The following is a 17,237-nucleotide window of genomic DNA, read 5'->3' as shown; positions in this document are numbered from 1 at the left end:
AGTAAGTCATGTCATCCAAATTGATCAATATCAGAAATTTAAACCCGGAAGAACTGAAAGCAGCCATCGTTGCATTCGGCGAACCTGCATTTCGTGCAAAACAGGTTTACGACTGGATCTGGAAGAAAAATGTTCATGATTTCAATGACATGGCAAACATTGGAAAAAGTTTGCAGGAAAAACTCCGGGAAGCTTTTTATTTTGACGGCATCACTGTTGAAGATCAGCAAATTTCCGTTGATAAAACAATCAAATGTGCTTTTGGAATTGAGGGACAAAGCCAGGTAATTGAAGGAGTTCTCATTCCAACAACATCCCGGATGACGGCTTGTATCTCGTCGCAGGTCGGGTGCAGTTTATCCTGTGCATTTTGTGCAACAGGCCGCCTGAAAATGATGCGCAACCTCAGTGCAGGAGAAATCGTGGACCAGGTAGTTTATTTGAAAAACCTGGCAACAGATAAGTACAACACCAGCCTTTCCAATGTTGTATACATGGGAATGGGAGAACCTTTGCTGAATTACAAGAACGTGGTTCGCAGCACGGAGATTCTCACCGATGAGAACGGCCTGGGAATGTCTCCCAAACGCATTACCGTTTCAACAGCCGGGATTGCCAAAATGATCAAAAAGCTGGGCGACGACCAGGTGAAATTCAACCTGGCACTATCCCTTCATGCAGCAAATGATGTGAAGCGTTCAAAAATCATGGATATCAACGATAGCAACAACCTGGAAGCACTTTCAGAAGCCTTGTTGTATTTCCACGAGAAAACGGGTTCCCGCATTACTTTCGAATACATCATCTTTAAGGACTTCAACGACGGATTGGAAGATGCCAGGGAATTGGCCGATTTCGCGAAAATAGTTCCATGCAAGATCAACATCATTGAATACAACCCGATCGATGACGGAGAATACAGACAGGCTGACCGTCAGAAAGTGGATGATTTCGCCCGCTTTTTGGAGGAAAAGTGCAACCTCATCGTAAATGTTCGTCGCAGCCGCGGAAAAGACATTGATGCAGCTTGTGGGCAGTTAGCCAATAAGAATAAGATGATCGATAAGCGGGTTTTGAAAACTGTTTAGAGTCAAGAAAAATTATCAATTATTATCAAGAGAGATTCTCATACTTGATAATTAAATGATTCAGCTTCTATCCTACCTCTTAAAATGTTGTCTATTAATTCAATTCTCTATTTTTTTCACTTTTCACTTTTCACTTTTCAATTTAAAGTACATTTGTATTCATGACAGTTCAGGAGATTTTAGCGCCCATCGAGACAGAAATGAAACTCTTCGAGGTTCGCTTCCATGAGAGTATGAAATCAAAGGTTCCCTTACTGGATAAAATTACCCATTACATTATTCGGAGAAAAGGAAAGCAGATGCGACCGATGTTCTTGTTCCTTACAGCTAAAATGCTTGGAGAGATCAATGAAAAGACCTATCAAAGCGCTTCTTTGGTGGAATTACTGCATACAGCAACACTGGTTCATGATGACGTAGTGGATGATGCAAATGAGCGTCGCGGTTTCTTTTCCGTGAATGCGCTTTGGAAGAATAAAATTGCTGTTCTGGTTGGTGATTACATGCTTTCCAGGGTATTGCTCCATTCTCTCGAAAATGACAATGTACGTGCCCTTCAAATTGTTGCACGCGCTGTTCGTGAAATGAGTGAAGGAGAATTGCTTCAAATTGAAAAAGCACGGAAACTCGATATTACCGAAGAAGTTTATTTCGAAGTGATCCGTCAAAAAACAGCGAGTTTAATTGCAACGGTTTGTGAGTCTGCTGCTGCATCCGTTGATCGTGAAGACATGGCAGACCGCATGCGCAGGTTCGGAGAACTGGTTGGTCTTGCTTTCCAGGTGAAAGATGATATTTTCGATTACGGAACTCCGGGAAACATCGGGAAACCAACCGGAAATGATATTCGTGAACGCAAAATGACCCTGCCTCTTATTTACGCACTTCAACACAGTGAGAAAGCAATTCGCAAGGAATTGATGAACATTGTGAAAAACCACAACGAGGAAAAGAAATATGTGAATCGGGCCATTCAACTGGTGATCGAAGGCGGAGGAATTGAATATGCCCACAAACGTATGATCGAATTAAAGACCGAAGCACTCGACCTGTTAACTGACATTCCCGATTCGGAATCGAAAAGAGCGTTGATCGGCTTGGTGGAATATACGGTTACGAGAGATAAGTAATTATCAATTATAAATGGTTTAATTAATAAGGTGAGAATTCCCTTGATAATTATAATTGATAATTATTTTTCAATTCATCAAATCAACGCATCATCAAAAATTTACGTTCTAAAAAAGACAAAACTTAATTACCTTTGAACCAATATTAAAACAATCATGAAACAAATCTTTGGTCTTATTTTTATTGCCCTTATTTCGCTAACGATGAGCAGCTGCGGAGAAGAGAAAAAAGCTCCCAAAAAAGAAACTGCCGACGACCTGGTTGAAATTAAAAACGGAATTTACACGGAATATTATCCGGGGAGAAAAGCCATTAAATTTAAAGGTCCACAGGATGACAACAGCCAGAGAAACGGCCGCTGGTTCTTTTACGACGAAAGAGGAAATGAACTTTCCATGACAGAATATGTAAACGGAAAAAAACACGGTTTCATTTTTGTTCGTTACCCTAACGGAGCTATGCGTTACACCGGTGAGTTTAACATGGATGTTGAGTCAGGTCTTTGGAAATTCTACAAAGAAGACGGAAGCCTTGCTTCAGAAAAGGATTACGGAAACAAAGAAATTATCCAATAAGAGAAAGCATTGCTTTCGACAAGAGCCAGCCATGGCTGGTGAAGACTCGGCAAAGCTTTTAATGAAAATCAAGCAGTAGCAGCACAGATTAAAGAACATATAATAACATGTCACGCATTCCCCCGCATATTATTGATGAAATCATGCAGACATCTCGTATTGAAGAGGTGATCGGGGAATTTGTGAATTTAAAAAAATCAGGATCTAACCTAAAAGGATTGAGCCCCTTTGTAGATGAGAAATCACCATCCTTCATGGTTTCTCCTGCAAAACAGATCTTCAAGTGCTTTTCTTCCGGGAAAGGCGGAACGGTGGTTAGTTTCCTCATGGAAAAAGAACACTTTTCCTACCCGGAAGCCTTAAAATGGCTGGCAGACAAATACGGCATCCAGGTTCCGGAAGACAAACCGCAAACTGCGGAAGAGATGGCCGTAATCACCGAACGGGAAAGCTTATACATCATCAATGAATTTGCCAAGGAGCACTTCATGCAGAACATGCATGAACATTCTGAAGGCCAGAACATAGGTCTCTCCTATTTCGAAGAACGCGGATTCCGAGCTGATATCATTAAGAAATTCCAATTAGGATATTGTTTGAACTCGGGTGATGATTTCACCAAAGCAGCTTTAAGAAAGGGATATAAAAAGGAATATTTAGAATCTGTTGGATTAACCCGAACGAAAGAAGAACGCAGCTTTGACTTCTTCCGTGGCCGTGTGATGTTCCCGATCCACTCCATTTCAGGTCGTGTATTAGGCTTTGGAGGACGAACTCTGATCACGGATAAGAAAGTAGCGAAATACTTCAACTCTCCGGAAAGTATCATTTACAACAAAAGTGAGATTTTGTATGGATTGTACTTTGCAAAAGGAGACATTATCAAATACGACAATTGTTTTCTCTGTGAAGGATACACAGATGTCATCTCCATGCACCAGGCAGGTGTAGCAAACTCAGTGGCTTCTTCCGGAACTTCACTTACGAAGGAACAGATCCGGTTAATCAAACGCTACACCCAGAACATCACCATTTTGTATGATGGGGATGCAGCAGGAATCAAAGCCTCTTTCCGCGGAATCGATCTGATTTTAGAGGAAGGAATGAATGTAAAAGTGGTCCTTTTCCCTGATGGAGACGACCCGGATTCCTACTCCAAAAAAGTAAGTACGACGGAATTGATGGATTTCATCAAAGCCAATACTCAGGATTTTGTAAGTTTCAAGACTTCCATGCTTCTTGCAGAAGGGAATAACGACCCATTGCAGAAAGCGCAGATCATTCGTGATGTTGTACAATCCATCTCATTGATTCCTGATCAGATCACACGTTCTGTATTTACGAGTGAAATTGCACGTGTTTTCGGCTTCGATGAGAGCATTGTGATCAATGAACTCAACAAGCTTCGAAAGAGCAATATTGCCAAGGAACTGGATGAACCGCTCATTGCTTCCAATCCTTCACTCACAGATACCTTTACAGAACCAACTCCACAAGCTACAACTGCAACGGAAGTAAAACACCCGTATTCTATTCAGGAATTCGAATTGATGCGCGTTTTGGTGAAATACGGTGTTTTTGCCATCACTACTGATCACATTGATGAGCATGGATTGGCACACACGGTTGAAGTGAGCGTTGCCGAATTGATCAATCATGAATTAGCGAAAGATCAGATCGCATTCCAATTCCCTCTTTTTCAAAAAGTTTATCAGCAGATTGTGGACGGATTAGCATCCAAGACACTTTACAAGGTTTCGTATTGGCTTCGCCACCAAGACCCTGAAATCGCCAAATGGGTTGCTGAAATCGAAACTGATGAGCATGAGTTAAGCCCGCAATGGTTACTGAAATATAATGTAGAAACAAATGGAGAGCTTGATAAGTTAAAACCTTTGGTCATCAACTCTATTTATGGATATAAGAAAAAATATGTTCTCAGCCGCATTAAAGAAATCACTGCAGAACTGCAAGAATTAGGTGAAAATATTACAGATGAGCAATTTCAAGATCTGTTGTCGGAACAAGTTGTTCTGGAACGCGTGAAAATGTCTCTTATGAGTAAGCTTAACCAAACAATTGACTAGGACATGTTGGAAGAACAATTCAAGCTTGGTCTAATTGCCGTTTCGTATGTGAACATACTGATCATTGCGGTTTCTTTCTTCTTAGCATACATCCTGAAAAAGCTCATTCACCGTTCGGTTAAACGCTATTTAACTTCTGCGAACATTCACTTGGAAGGGCGTAAAGCTACCTGGCTGAGATTGCTTAGTCAAAGTGGTTTTGCGCTGGCAGCATATGTATCTGTCAAGAGTTTCAATATCAACAATGAGGGAGTTACGTTCCGTGAATTTTTGGATTACCATTTCATCGATACATCGAAGATCAAGGTCAGCTTTGAAAACGTCATTTTTGTTGTTCTAATCGTATTCGGTGCGCGGGTAACTCTAAATATTGTCCGTTTGTTTATTCAGCGGAGATTTAAACGAAACAGGATTACGGAAATCGGCACCGAGTATATCTACACCCAGGTTGCCAAATACATTATCAATGTACTGGCTTTCTTTTGCATATTAGCAGCCCTTGATGTTGATGCGAAACTATTTCTCGGAGGATCAGCAGCGCTCTTAGTTGGTTTGGGTCTTGGATTACAGGACGTGTTCAAAGACATGTTCTCCGGCTTCGTGTTACTTTTTGAAGGAAGTATCCGGGTGGGAGATGTAGTTGAGATCAATGACGGAAAATCATCCGAATCGATGGTAGCAAAGATTATCCGGATCAACGTTCGAACTACACAAATCGAAACCAGGGACGGAAATGTACTCATTGTTCCCAATACTAAGCTCACACAGGAATACATTGAAAACTGGAGCCACGGAAGTACGCTTTCCCGGTTCAGACTTCCGGTAACCGTTGCTTACGGCAGCGATACCCAATTGGTGAGTGAAATCCTGAAACAAGCTGTTTTGAGTCACCCGAAAGTCCACAAAACAAAAGGCGTAGACGTTCGCTTAAACGATTTCGGAGAAAACGGGCTTCAAATGGAAGTCATGTTTTGGGCTGATCAGAGCTGGGATGTCAATGTTTATAAATCAGAGATCCGTTTTGAGATCGACCGTTTGTTTAGGCATTACAAAATAAAAATTCCTTATCCACAGCGCGATATGCGAATTATTGAGAGTTCGGGACATTAGGACTTCAGGATTTTAGGATATGGATATTCGGATCCCAAAGTGTCGGGACAAGTATTCAGATTAATTATTGGCTTTTTTCCAAATTATTTTCGCACTGACCCCAAACGTCCCGGATCATAATTTGGTCTTCAAAAGCTACGCTTCTCTCTCGTCACTTCCGCACTGACGTTTACCTGCGGTGCATACTTCGTAAGTGTCGTACTCAGTCTTTCCACCGCGGCGGACTGACGCTTCTCCCTCGTCACTTCCGCACTGACGTTTACCTGCGGTGCATACTTCGTAAGTGTCGTACTCAGTCTTTCCGCCGCGGCGGACTGGCGCTTATCCCTCGTCACTTCCGCACTGACGTTTACCTGCGGTGCATACTTCGTAAGTGTCGTGACTCAGTCTTTCCGCCGCGGCGGACTGGCGCTTATCCCTCGTCACTTCCGCACTGACGTTTGTCGTGACTCAGTCTTCAAAAGCTACGCTTTTTCTTATTACATTTGCTCCTATGAAAGCAGAAATTAAAGCAGTTATTGATGCGATGAGTAAGCGTTTTACTTCGCATCCCTGGCATGGAATTGAGATCGGTGAAAAGCAGCCGGCAATTGTGAATGCCTTTATTGAAATCATTCCGGCAGATTCAATCAAATATGAGATTCACAAACCATCCGGTTATATTATGGTTGACAGACCCCAAAAACTATCGAATCACATGCCTTGTTTGTACGGATTTGTTCCGCAAACATACTGCGATAAAGAAGTAGCTGCTTTCTCCAATGAAAAAACAGGAAGAACAGACATCGTTGGTGACGGTGATCCATTGGACATCTGTGTTCTTTCCGAGCGCTCATTCAACAACGGAAATATTATTTGTGATGCGAAAGTGATCGGAGGTTTCCGAATGCTGGACGGTGGTGAAGCTGACGATAAAATCATCGCTGTTTTAAAAGGTGACCAGGCTTACGGATCGATCGAAGATATTTCCGAAATGCCTAAAATGGTCATTGACCGTGTCCGCCATTTCTTCCTGACTTACAAAGATTTGGACGGAGGTGCTAAAAACGTTGAGATTACTCATGTTTATGGCAAAGAAGAAGCATTTGAAGTGATCAAAAGATCGCACACGGACTATATGAACAAATTTGGAAATGCCGACGAAAATTTGGCTTCCGCTTTAGAGAAATTGTTGGGTTAAACCCCAACTTTTTTTTTGTATAACAATTAAAATTCAATACCATGAAACAATTATTCACAACAGCAATTCTAGCGATTGGTCTAAGTACAATCTCTAACGCGCAATTAGCGCCACAAGCCAGTCCAATGGGCAAATTGGAGCAAAAAGTAGGTCTTACGGACGTAACGATTGAATATTCCAGACCAAGCAAGAGAAACCGTGTGGTTTTTGGCGATGTTGTTCCATTCGGAGAAGTTTGGAGAACAGGTGCAAACGAAAACACGAAGTTTACCAATTCCGATGTATTGATTTTCGGGAAAGATTCTTTGAAACCGGGAACTTATGCGCTTTACACAAAACCGACAAAAGAATCCTGGGATCTGATTTTCTATACAAATACGGAAAATTGGGGGACTCCTGAAAAATGGGATGATAAAAAAGTAGCATTGACGGTTTCTTCAAAAGCGACTGCATTGAAAGAAGTTGTTGAAACATTCACCATTTCAATCGATGGATTGGAGTCTGTAAACGGAGCTACTTTGACATTGAAATGGGATCAGACATCTGCTACTTTTCCTTTCAAAGTTCCAACAGATGCTAAAGTGATGGCTAACATCAACAAAACGATGTCCGGACCTTCTGCAAATGATTACGCTGAGGCAGCTGATTACTATTTAGAAAATAAAAAAGATTTGAAAAAAGCATTGGAGTGGGCAACAAAAGCTACTGATATGCAACCTGAAGCATTCTGGCTTTTTCGCACAAAATCATTGATCCAGGCAGAATTGGGTGACAAAAAAGGAGCGATCGAATCTGCGAAAAAAGGATTGGCTTTGTCTGAAAAAACAAAATACGATAACTATACCAAAATGTTCAATGAGTCATTGAAAGAATGGTCAAAATAATAAAAGTACGTCCCTTCATGACCTCATGAAGGGACTTTACTAATCAAACCGAAGTATCTTGGCAAAGTTATCCCTTACATCCATTCTCATTTTTATTTCCGTTGTAGTTTTTACAATTACAGCATATTACAGTGTCGGTTTCTTTCATGCGGACGAACATTTTCAAATCCTTGAATTTGCAGGAGTAAAAGCCGGCTGGAATACTCCAAACGATCTCGTTTGGGAATATCACAATCAAATCAGATCGACCATTCAACCTTCGATCGCTTTTGTCTTCATTTCCATCTTCAAACTGTTTGGTATTACAGATCCTTATACCGTTTCTTTTTTATTAAGGGAAATTACGGGATTGACGCTTATTTTAGCACTCGTTTTCTTTTACAGGAACACAAAGCACCTGATCCAATCAAGAAAACATCCGCAATCCAATAAATTGTTTCACCATTTGTTCCTGGGTTTTCTATTGCTTATTTGGTATGTCCCGTATTTGGGTGTCCGGTTTTCATCCGAAACCTGGTCTGCGATCTTTTTGATCTTTGCAATGGGAAGCTTTTGCACACCCAAAAAAACATGGAAAACAATAGTTTTTACCGGGATATTCTTCGGATTCAGTTTCCTGTTTCGTTTCCAAATTGCTTTTGCCATTGCCGGTTTTGGGATTCACCACCTGATCTTCGGAACTGACAAACTGAAAACAACCCTCCTTTTATTTGCGGGCTTTTCATTGCCTTTATTAATTGGTGTACTCATAGATCATTGGTTTTATTCCGACTGGGTTTTTACTCCCTGGGAATATTTCTGGACCTTTTTTAAGAACGATGTACTAAACGATACCGCTTCCAGTTTTGGAACCTCATCCTGGGATTATTACTTTAACAGGATGTTCCATCTGCCTACCAAGCTTATCGGATCTCTTATCTTTCTTAGTCTTACTGCAGTCTTACTCTTCAAAGGCAGATCGGTATTTCTTTGGATGATCCTGAGTTTTCTCCTGGTCCATATCCTTATTGAACATAAGGAAGAGCGTTTTTTATTCCCTATCCTGTTTTTCTTCCCTTTATTTTTTGTTCAATTTTTCCAATTACTTATTGATGCAATTCCAAAAAAGATAGCACTTACACTGATCGGTTTATGCAGTTTGGGGATTTTAACGACAAGTCTTGTCGGCTTACCGATCCTTGCAACTACTTCTACCGGATTAGGCAGAAATGGAATCACCCGTTTTATTCACGAGAATTACCAGGGAAAGCCGGTTAATCTGATCTCCATGCCCTATTCTAATCCTTACAGTCCCTGGTTTTTGAATGAGCGGTTTTACCTAGATCCGAACGTAAGCTTTAATCCGATCAATAAATTTGAAGAACTGGATTCTACCAGGATAAAAAAAGATACCGTTAACTTATTTGTAACGACCGTTTTCTTTTTGGAAAAGTATCCCAAAAAAGAACGAATTGAAAAATTCGGATTCCGTCTTGTCAAAAAAAGTGTATCGGATTATCAATTGAAAATGGATCGCTATGTCCGCGAAATTGATGACCAATACGTGACTTACTTATACGAGTTAAAAAGATAAGCTTTCCTGTTTCAAGAAGAGACGATCACCCAGGCGTAACATTGTTCTTCATTAACGCTTATTTCTTTCAGGTTAAATTCCTAATGGCATTCTTCTTGCAGGGGAGAATTTATTGTATTTTAGACTGAACAATCGCGTATGAAAATTGCATCACTCATTTGTCTGTTGGTATTCTGTGGATCCGTTCGTGGTCAGCAAACCATTGCAGATGATGTATTTGACTTCGGGAAAATTGATGCGGGTTCTACCCGATACATTGACCTGAAAATCGGGAATCCGAAAGAAAAAAAGATCTATATTTTGCGGGTTGAGCACAGCCCTGAAGTTACCTACCGGCTTACTTCCGATCAGATTGTTCCCGACTCGGCGGTTCAATTAAGAATACAAGTCAATCCCAAGAAACAGGGAGATTTCAACTTTGTTGTCAAATTACACCTGAGCGATCAAACCGAGGCACCTGTTGTCTATCAATTAAAAGGCCAGCTGACCGAAGATCTTCCGGAAGACCAATATCTCACCAAATGTCCTGATTTCAATGCTATTCCCGTGAAATCAGCCAAACCAAGCGAATTAACGATTATCACGATCGATAAAGAGACCAAAGAACGTCTTTCAAAATCAACAGTAAGCATTGTCCATAACGGACGACCAAGCGGTACCTGGATCACAGGTAAACTGGGGAAATTCGAAGATAAATTGCCTCCTGGATTCTTTTATTTCATTGTGAGTAAAGAAGGATACCTGACCAAAGAGGCCGGAGTTTATGTTGGACCAGAGATCTCAGAAATAACGATTCCATTGGCGAAAAACCCGGCTTATGATCCTCCGATACCGACAAAAGAACCGGTTCCTGAACCCGACGAAATTGCACAGCACCTTGCTCCGGAGGAAGCACAAGAACGATTGAACGAGCAAATGGAGAACGAAAGTGTTGATACCGTAACCCAAAAGGTTATGCCAGACCTGGTTACAATCCCAACAGATAATTTTGACCCATCTTATTTCAAAGATGTCAATGTGGTTTTCGTTCTTGATATTTCAAGTTCCATGAAAATGGGAGAAAAAATGGACTTAATGAAGTATTCATTGAACCAACTGGTTAGTACACTCAGACCCCAGGATAAAATGGGACTGGTAACCTATGCCAATACCGCAGAAGTATTCCAGAGTCCGGCATCCGGTGATCACAAAGAAGAATTGCAACAATCCATCTCGAAGCTGAAACCACTTGGGATGACAGCAGGTGGAAAAGGAATCAAGCTGGGTTATAAGGAAGTCATGAAAAATTACGATCCGAACAAAGCGAATATGGTCATTGTCATAACAGACGGTGCATTTAATAAAGACTCCGAAGACTACCAAAAAACAGTTCAAAAATACGCAAAGGATGGTGTGATCTTTTCAGTTGTCGGGATTCAAACCAGGGAAAGAGATGCACATTTAATGGAAGAAGCAGCACATTTTGGCAAAGGACGTTTTGTTCCGATCCAAAAGCTGGCGGATGCACATTCTAATCTGACACAAGAAATCCGGATCGCGTCATTTAAAGGGATCAAGAAATAGGTTGGTTCAGTTAACACCTGTTCTGAAGAATAATTTCACTAACTTACTTCCTTAAAACAATCCATTATGAGCTGCGTCAAAATTCACTTTTTAATCTTGTTTTCCCTACTATTCAGTTGGCAGGCAAATTCCCAGGAAAAAGGCACTCATGAAATATATGCAGGAGTCGGTTTACTTACAACCAATGACGCTCTTAGTTTGGGCTCAAATATGATGGCAGACGGCTATACTTCATCCAGTCATTTGTCTTACGGTAACAACCGTTATATACCGGCTTTCGGACTTGGTTACAAGTTGGCAGTTGCCGATCGATGGACAGTTGGAGTAGCCGGTTATTTTGAATCGGACCAATCGGACGTATACTATGATAATATGAGAGATGGCACCCTGCGGCATTCCTATTTCACCATTGGATTGGGAACTGATTACCACTATATTTCGAGGAAATGGTTCCAAATGTATTCCGGTTTGGAAGTCGCTTGTACAATAGGCGGTGTCAATTACGATGGTGTCAATGAGGAGATCCAGGAAAGTAAATACCGTTACTTCAATTTCCAGCTGGAAGCACTTGGTTTCCGATTCGGGAAATCTTTTGCATTTTTTACTGAGATCGGTTTCGGTTACAAAGGAGTTATTCATGCGGGTTTATCACTTCAATTATAGTCCATGATCTCCCTGTTTTTTCACCGCAAAGAGTGCAAGGACGCAAAGACGACAGAATGCAAAGAATTTATTTACTGAACGGTAATTTTGAATCTGTTAAAGGCAAACTTTAATCCGAATCTATTCCTAGCTTTGCACCAGTTTTAAATCAACACGAATGGCACTCTCCTTCTTAAGGAAAAAATGGTTCAAAATACCTTACACCATCCTTCTATACGGCTTTGCAGCTTATGGTTTCATCCTTACTGCTACCTATTTTGCCGTTAAATTCAGCTGGACAAATGAAGGCGGATCGGTAGACGAGAACAACCGCTATTTCTCGGAAATGCATGACAAATACGATCAATCTTTCAAAGTTGACTCCGTTTCCATGATCAAACACCGTTTTGAAGTCCTGAACCGGATCATGCTCGTAAATGATTTCTATCCGAAAAACGCCAATTACATTCTTTCGGTTTATACCGCAAACAAAGACGAAAAATTAGCACTGCGGATGCTGGATGCCGTGGATTTACAATTGAAAAAGAATAAATCTTACCGCAAAGCCTTGGCAAAATGGAGATACAAGCATAAAAACGCTTCGCAGAAAACCACCGGACTGAGTGTCTTCGAATGGATGAACATAGCGGAATGGCAGGATTTCAAGCAAGCTGTTACCAAGGATAAAAAATACATCGATTCGGTATATCATGTCACGGGAGTCGAGCCACGTTTGATTGTAGCATGCCTGGTCGGAGAGCAAATCCGTTTATTTAATTCCAGCAGGGAATCTTACAAACGTTATATCGGTCCTTTGAAGGTCCTTGCACTGGAAAACCACCTTTCATACGGTGTAACCGGAATTAAGAATGGAACAGCAATGACCATCGAACGCTTTTTGGCAGAGAAGAACAGTGCGTTTTACCCGGGAGAGAAATACGAAGCTCTTTTGGATTTCGATTCAACAATCAATTACGCTACACAAGCTAATGATACCCTGGATTTGCGTTTGCAGCGTCTGGTTCAATGGGAAAATCATTATTACTCCTATTTATACACTGCCTTATTTTTAAGAGAAATAAAAACCCAATGGGAAAAAGCCGGTCACCCGATCGATGACCGTCCGGAAATCCTGGCCTCCTTGTTTAACCTGGGGTTCCAGCGATCGATTCCAAAACCTAATCCTGCAGTTGGCGGTTCGATTTACAAGATCAAGGACACCGACTACACTTTTGGATCTGTAGCCTATGAATTCTATTACAGCGGAGAATTGGCAGATGTTTTCCCTTACAAGAAGAAAAGTTTTGATGAGCCGAGAACCATTATTAAGCGGAAGACTAAAGAAGAAGAATAATTATCTAGAATGAGGAGGAATCAATCATCGTTCTCATTTATATTGAAGGAAATGATCTATCTTAGAAGAAACCAAATGCTTATGAGAGCTATTCTTTTCTTATTATTTATTGTTCCTTTCTTCGTTCAATCTCAGAAAGCCGAAAAAAAAGAAGTGCGTAAAGTCATTGATCAGTTATTCGACGGAATGAGAAAGGGTGATAGTGCCCAGGTGCATAAAACATTTTTACCGAATGCAACTTTAAACAGCAGTTTTATAAACAAGAAAGGTGAAGCAAAACTGCACCAGGATTCCATCACTTCTTTCCTGAATGCGATAGGAACACCTCACACCGAAATTTGGGACGAACGACTTCTTTCCTGTGAAATCAAAATCGATGAGAACCTGGCGACAGTTTGGACCAAATATGCGTTTTATGTCGACAATGTTTATTCACATGAAGGAGTAAATGCCTTTCAATTGGTAAAGGTTTCCGGAGAATGGAAAATTCTTATTATCACAGATACGCGCAGGAAGAAATAATTATCAATTATCAATTATGAATGGTTTGATTATCAAGGAAGTATCCGTCTTGATTATTAGGAACTGATAATTATTTTTTTGCTTTTGCCAGGAGGTTTTTCTCATCCAGGTCGCTGATAATTGCCTTAATTGCCGATTCTGTAATTGCTTTAGACAGTGATCTTTTTGTCAATGAAAAAACTACGTGGATTCCCATGCGGATACACTTGGAAACAAGCTTTTTCCAGGGACTTTTAAAGTAATATCCATTTACCCACTCTTCGTAATTCGCGCTTTTTTTGTTTTCCGCTTCGGACTTTTTAGTATCAAGTAAACGAGCCTTGCTCACTTCCAGGATTCGTTTGAACCGGGCCTGTATAACACTTTCCATTTCAAACAATTCTGTCGGATCGTATTCCGGACGATTGGGAACCGTGTACAAGGCAAATTCCATTCCCGACAAACGATAGGCTTTATTTTTGAGCTCATTCCGATCAGCTTCATCCAGCTTTCGGTTCATGTGAAGCGTTTCCAGTAATTTCAAATCAGGAATAATGGGCAGATACAGTTTGTTCTCATCTTTATGTATGAAACCGAAAACCTGTTTCATTTCCTCTGTCCAGTGCTCATGTATCGGACTTTTCGCGTCTTCAGGCAAACTAAAAAAGTACCGGAAGAAATTGCGGGCATTATCTCTTCCCAGGAAAAAATCATGCTCCCTGAATTTCACATCCAGGAATCCGCCAAACGCTTCAAAAGATCCACTTGCAATCGGATACTTCTCCACCCCTACTTTTTGCTTTTTTGCATTGTAAATATTTCTTTTGGGATAGATCTGGCCTTTTACATAGTCCTTTGACAGTTTTTCGATCATCTCTTTGCGCTTGATCTTCGACTGCTGCCTCAAAGTTGCAAGAAGAGCCGGAACCACACTGATCAGATCTTCCTCTTCCGCATAGACTTTCGTTTTATCAATCATATCCGGAAATGGATCGATCATAACTACTCCGAAATTCAGTTTACCCGTACCGCTTTGCATAGCACGGTTATGGACAATACTTGCGACTTCACTGTATGGCTCATTGTTTACAGCTCCACCGTCGACTGTGATCGTTTCATAATCTTCGGGCAGATTATCGAACAATAGGATATTCGTTTCATCCGGGTTTACTTTCCCGAAATCCGAGAAAATAGACCGTCTGAGCATACTTTTGATGTAGCTGGGAGAAAACTGTTTCTTTGAGAATTTCCGGAATTTCAATCCGAGCGGGAAAGCACCTGTAGCTATTGTTGAATTGATCATTCGTTCCCTTTCGGCCGGTTCATACGGATTGAACCAAAAATAATGAGCCGGATCAACCGGGTTTCCGTAGTTTAACTTGAAATGCGAAAGCAAAGCATGTTCGTACGAAGTATGAGTCGGCCGGTAATCATCTCCTTTTCGTCTTATGGTTGAGAAATCCACTTCCAGAGGAATTCCGCGAAGCAGTGTATGTGATAAAATCAGTTCCAGATCCTGCGAAATGTAGGATGGCAAAGCTTTAACACTCTCTTTTAGGTTGGTTGACCTATAATAATCAAAAGCTCTTTTGGCAATATCATCAATGGATTGAGTGTTCAGCAAAGAATAAAGTTTATTCTCCGATTGATCAAAATCCGAGTTGCTCCATAGTTTTTTAAACGTTTTTTCCTGATCGTCATTCAGATGAACCCAGCTGTCGTAAAGTATATTCTGATGACCGTAAGAATCTCCCAAAGGCTTTGTTACGGGTTTAATCTCGTTTCCCAAAGCATACAATCCCGACATCATGGTTGTCATTCCACCTGCCGAAGCTCCGCCCATAGCTTCAATGATCACTTTATGAGTTGGAATCAGGTCCGGGTCTATTTCAGTCTGACCGGCTTTCGCTCTTTCCCATAAGTCGAGAATTTCAAACAAATAGTCCATAACTCCAGCAGAATAGCATCCGGCAGAAACGGCACCGGCCATGGTCAATCCTAAGTGAAACACAGGCTGTTCCCGCTGTTCGGTGAGTTGTGGTTTTCCAATCATATTCAGAATTAAGTAAGCCTAAGATACTTTTAATGATTCAGAAATCAGGTATTCGGAGCTTAAAAAATTGTATAAATCTTAGATTTTTCCATCAGTAAAAATTCTTTTTCAAACGATGCAACCTTTCGTGTCTAAATGGTGTTTTCATTTAGCAGCATGATCTTTCGTGACTTGGTTCCTCTTGTGAAAGAAAAACCAATTTGGTTGGTCAATGCCCGGAAAAAGTAACATCGCAGTGATTTTTCCGGCATGACTGAAAGAGAGTGGTTTCTAGTTTACCACTCTCTTTTTTTATTTGTCAATTCTTGATACATCCTGCTTATGTCGGTTCGTCCCCGATAACTATCAGGAGTCCACATTTCAGTCGGACGTATCGAGAACAGCATGCGGGATACTCGAACTGACAAACAGGTTAACGTGCAATCAATAAGAATCTATAAGCAACTAAATGAAAATACGCCCCCGTTATTAGTTGATTTCAGCGGAAAAAAGTCATCTTTGTAACTCTTAATTTTTCAACTCAAAATCTGTCCTTATGATTCGCGTTTTTTACACACACGAAAATGAGCTGGTTTGGGAAAAATATCCTGAAAAAGCAGTACTCGACCCTAATAAAAAGTATTTGTGGATTGACTTACTTCACGCCAGCAAGGAAGAAAAGGACCAGGTCTGCACATTTTTTAAGGTGAAGCTGCCAACCTATAAGGAAGCAGTGGAAATTGAGAGCAGTTCGCGGTATTCTGAGGACAATCGTTCGATCAAGGCCAACAGTGGATTTTTGAAAGAAGAGAAAGATTTACCCAAGATTCATCCGGTTTCTTTCTTATTGAAGGGAAATATCTTGTTTACAGTCCGAGAAGTCGAATTGCAATCTTTTGCAGAAGTTGTCAAGAAAATCAAGGTTGCCCGACAGGATTTTATTCGTTCAGGCTCACAGATATGGGTCTTGCTTTTAGAAACACGGATCGACCTGGATGCAGATTATATTGAAAGTTTGACCCGTATTACCAATGTGATCAGCCGCAAAGTACAGAGTTTATCCGATCCGGAGGAAAAAACGCTTCGCAAGATCGCAGAATTGCAGGAAAACACTATTTTGATCCGGGAAAGTATCACGGATAAACAGCGCCTGATTTCAGCTTTAATGCGTTCTCCTTTTATTGACAAAGAAACCGGGGAGCGCTTGCGCGTTATCATGAAAGATGTCATGTCGCTGCTTCAGCATACACAATTCAGTTTTGAACGCCTGGAATATCTTCAGGACACCTTAATGGGTTTGGTGAACATCGAACAAAACAAGATCATCAAGATCTTTACCGTTGTTTCAGTGATCTTTATGCCACCAACACTTATCGCCAGTATTTACGGGATGAATTTCCAGGTGATGCCCGAACTGAATTTTTCTTTCGGATATCCGATAGCCATTGTGTTGATGATCAGCTCTTCGGTATTGACCTTGTGGTATTTCAAGAGGAAGAAGTGGCTGTGACTTCGAC

At 40.9% G+C, this 17,237-nt stretch carries 14 protein-coding genes; 13 read left to right on the top strand and 1 reads right to left on the bottom strand.

Translation table 11 applies throughout. The annotated features are described in order from the left end of the window. The first annotated feature begins 8 nt into the window (after positions 1 to 8). From rlmN to K0S23_RS07905, 12 genes are all read left to right on the top strand, one after another. Complete coding sequence (gene rlmN / locus K0S23_RS07960) at positions 9 to 1,088, top strand: 23S rRNA (adenine(2503)-C(2))-methyltransferase RlmN (protein ID WP_300355933.1); 1,080 nt, start codon at positions 9 to 11, stop codon at positions 1,086 to 1,088. A gap of 161 nt (positions 1,089 to 1,249) precedes the next feature. Next, the gene (locus K0S23_RS07955) at positions 1,250 to 2,218 is read left to right on the top strand and encodes a polyprenyl synthetase family protein (protein WP_300355931.1); all 969 of its coding nucleotides are present in this window, start codon (positions 1,250 to 1,252) and stop codon (positions 2,216 to 2,218) included. Positions 2,219 to 2,374: 156 nt separating this feature from the next. Continuing rightward, positions 2,375 to 2,794, top strand: a complete 420-nt coding sequence (locus K0S23_RS07950; RefSeq protein ID WP_300355929.1) for a hypothetical protein — start codon at positions 2,375 to 2,377, stop codon at positions 2,792 to 2,794. A gap of 107 nt (positions 2,795 to 2,901) precedes the next feature. After that, positions 2,902 to 4,881 (top strand): DNA primase, encoded by a 1,980-nt coding sequence (gene dnaG / locus K0S23_RS07945; RefSeq protein WP_300355927.1) that lies wholly within the window; start codon positions 2,902 to 2,904, stop codon positions 4,879 to 4,881. A 3-nt stretch (positions 4,882 to 4,884) separates the two neighbouring features. Continuing rightward, positions 4,885 to 5,991 (top strand): mechanosensitive ion channel domain-containing protein, encoded by a 1,107-nt coding sequence (locus tag K0S23_RS07940; protein ID WP_300355925.1) that lies wholly within the window; start codon positions 4,885 to 4,887, stop codon positions 5,989 to 5,991. A gap of 526 nt (positions 5,992 to 6,517) precedes the next feature. After that, positions 6,518 to 7,171, top strand: a complete 654-nt coding sequence (locus K0S23_RS07935; RefSeq protein ID WP_300356191.1) for an inorganic pyrophosphatase — start codon at positions 6,518 to 6,520, stop codon at positions 7,169 to 7,171. Between the two features lie 41 nt (positions 7,172 to 7,212). Continuing rightward, entirely contained in the window at positions 7,213 to 8,055 is an 843-nt protein-coding gene (locus tag K0S23_RS07930; RefSeq protein ID WP_300355923.1) for a DUF2911 domain-containing protein, read from the top strand. A gap of 58 nt (positions 8,056 to 8,113) precedes the next feature. Further along, a complete protein-coding gene (locus K0S23_RS07925; RefSeq protein ID WP_300355921.1) occupies positions 8,114 to 9,628 on the top strand; it encodes a hypothetical protein in 1,515 nt (504 codons plus the stop codon). Between the two features lie 138 nt (positions 9,629 to 9,766). Beyond that, positions 9,767 to 11,191 (top strand): VWA domain-containing protein, encoded by a 1,425-nt coding sequence (locus K0S23_RS07920; RefSeq protein ID WP_300355919.1) that lies wholly within the window; start codon positions 9,767 to 9,769, stop codon positions 11,189 to 11,191. A 66-nt stretch (positions 11,192 to 11,257) separates the two neighbouring features. Beyond that, positions 11,258 to 11,854, top strand: a complete 597-nt coding sequence (locus K0S23_RS07915) for a transporter (protein ID WP_300355917.1) — start codon at positions 11,258 to 11,260, stop codon at positions 11,852 to 11,854. Between the two features lie 157 nt (positions 11,855 to 12,011). Then, positions 12,012 to 13,187: a hypothetical protein gene (locus tag K0S23_RS07910; protein ID WP_300355915.1), complete on the top strand. Its 1,176-nt coding sequence runs from the start codon at positions 12,012 to 12,014 to the stop codon at positions 13,185 to 13,187. An 81-nt stretch (positions 13,188 to 13,268) separates the two neighbouring features. After that, positions 13,269 to 13,709, top strand: coding sequence for a nuclear transport factor 2 family protein (locus K0S23_RS07905; RefSeq protein WP_300355913.1), 441 nt, complete (start codon positions 13,269 to 13,271; stop codon positions 13,707 to 13,709). Between the two features lie 70 nt (positions 13,710 to 13,779). On the opposite strand, the gene K0S23_RS07900 is transcribed toward K0S23_RS07905, so the two are convergent. Then, entirely contained in the window at positions 13,780 to 15,741 is a 1,962-nt protein-coding gene (locus tag K0S23_RS07900; protein WP_300355911.1) for a hypothetical protein, read from the bottom strand. Between the two features lie 535 nt (positions 15,742 to 16,276). On the opposite strand from K0S23_RS07900, the gene corA reads away from it, so the two are divergent. Then, positions 16,277 to 17,230, top strand: a complete 954-nt coding sequence (gene corA, locus K0S23_RS07895) for a magnesium/cobalt transporter CorA (RefSeq protein WP_300355909.1) — start codon at positions 16,277 to 16,279, stop codon at positions 17,228 to 17,230. The last annotated feature ends 7 nt before the right edge of the window (positions 17,231 to 17,237 follow it).

The organism is Fluviicola sp. (assembly GCF_029266855.1).
GTDB lineage: Bacteria > Bacteroidota > Bacteroidia > Flavobacteriales_D > Crocinitomicaceae > Fluviicola.
Note: the sequence above shows the minus strand (reverse complement) of the source record. Positions and strands in the feature narration are given on the sequence as shown.

Coding starts and splice junctions, on each gene's coding strand:
- rlmN (WP_300355933.1), top strand. CDS start 9: ATGTCATCCAAATTGATCAATATCAGAAATTTAAACCCGGAAGAACTG.
- K0S23_RS07900 (WP_300355911.1), bottom strand. CDS start 15,741: ATGATTGGAAAACCACAACTCACCGAACAGCGGGAACAGCCTGTGTTT.
- K0S23_RS07955 (WP_300355931.1), top strand. CDS start 1,250: ATGACAGTTCAGGAGATTTTAGCGCCCATCGAGACAGAAATGAAACTC.
- K0S23_RS07905 (WP_300355913.1), top strand. CDS start 13,269: ATGAGAGCTATTCTTTTCTTATTATTTATTGTTCCTTTCTTCGTTCAA.
- corA (WP_300355909.1), top strand. CDS start 16,277: ATGATTCGCGTTTTTTACACACACGAAAATGAGCTGGTTTGGGAAAAA.
- dnaG (WP_300355927.1), top strand. CDS start 2,902: ATGTCACGCATTCCCCCGCATATTATTGATGAAATCATGCAGACATCT.
- K0S23_RS07930 (WP_300355923.1), top strand. CDS start 7,213: ATGAAACAATTATTCACAACAGCAATTCTAGCGATTGGTCTAAGTACA.
- K0S23_RS07910 (WP_300355915.1), top strand. CDS start 12,012: ATGGCACTCTCCTTCTTAAGGAAAAAATGGTTCAAAATACCTTACACC.
- K0S23_RS07915 (WP_300355917.1), top strand. CDS start 11,258: ATGAGCTGCGTCAAAATTCACTTTTTAATCTTGTTTTCCCTACTATTC.
- K0S23_RS07940 (WP_300355925.1), top strand. CDS start 4,885: ATGTTGGAAGAACAATTCAAGCTTGGTCTAATTGCCGTTTCGTATGTG.
- K0S23_RS07950 (WP_300355929.1), top strand. CDS start 2,375: ATGAAACAAATCTTTGGTCTTATTTTTATTGCCCTTATTTCGCTAACG.
- K0S23_RS07920 (WP_300355919.1), top strand. CDS start 9,767: ATGAAAATTGCATCACTCATTTGTCTGTTGGTATTCTGTGGATCCGTT.
- K0S23_RS07935 (WP_300356191.1), top strand. CDS start 6,518: ATGAGTAAGCGTTTTACTTCGCATCCCTGGCATGGAATTGAGATCGGT.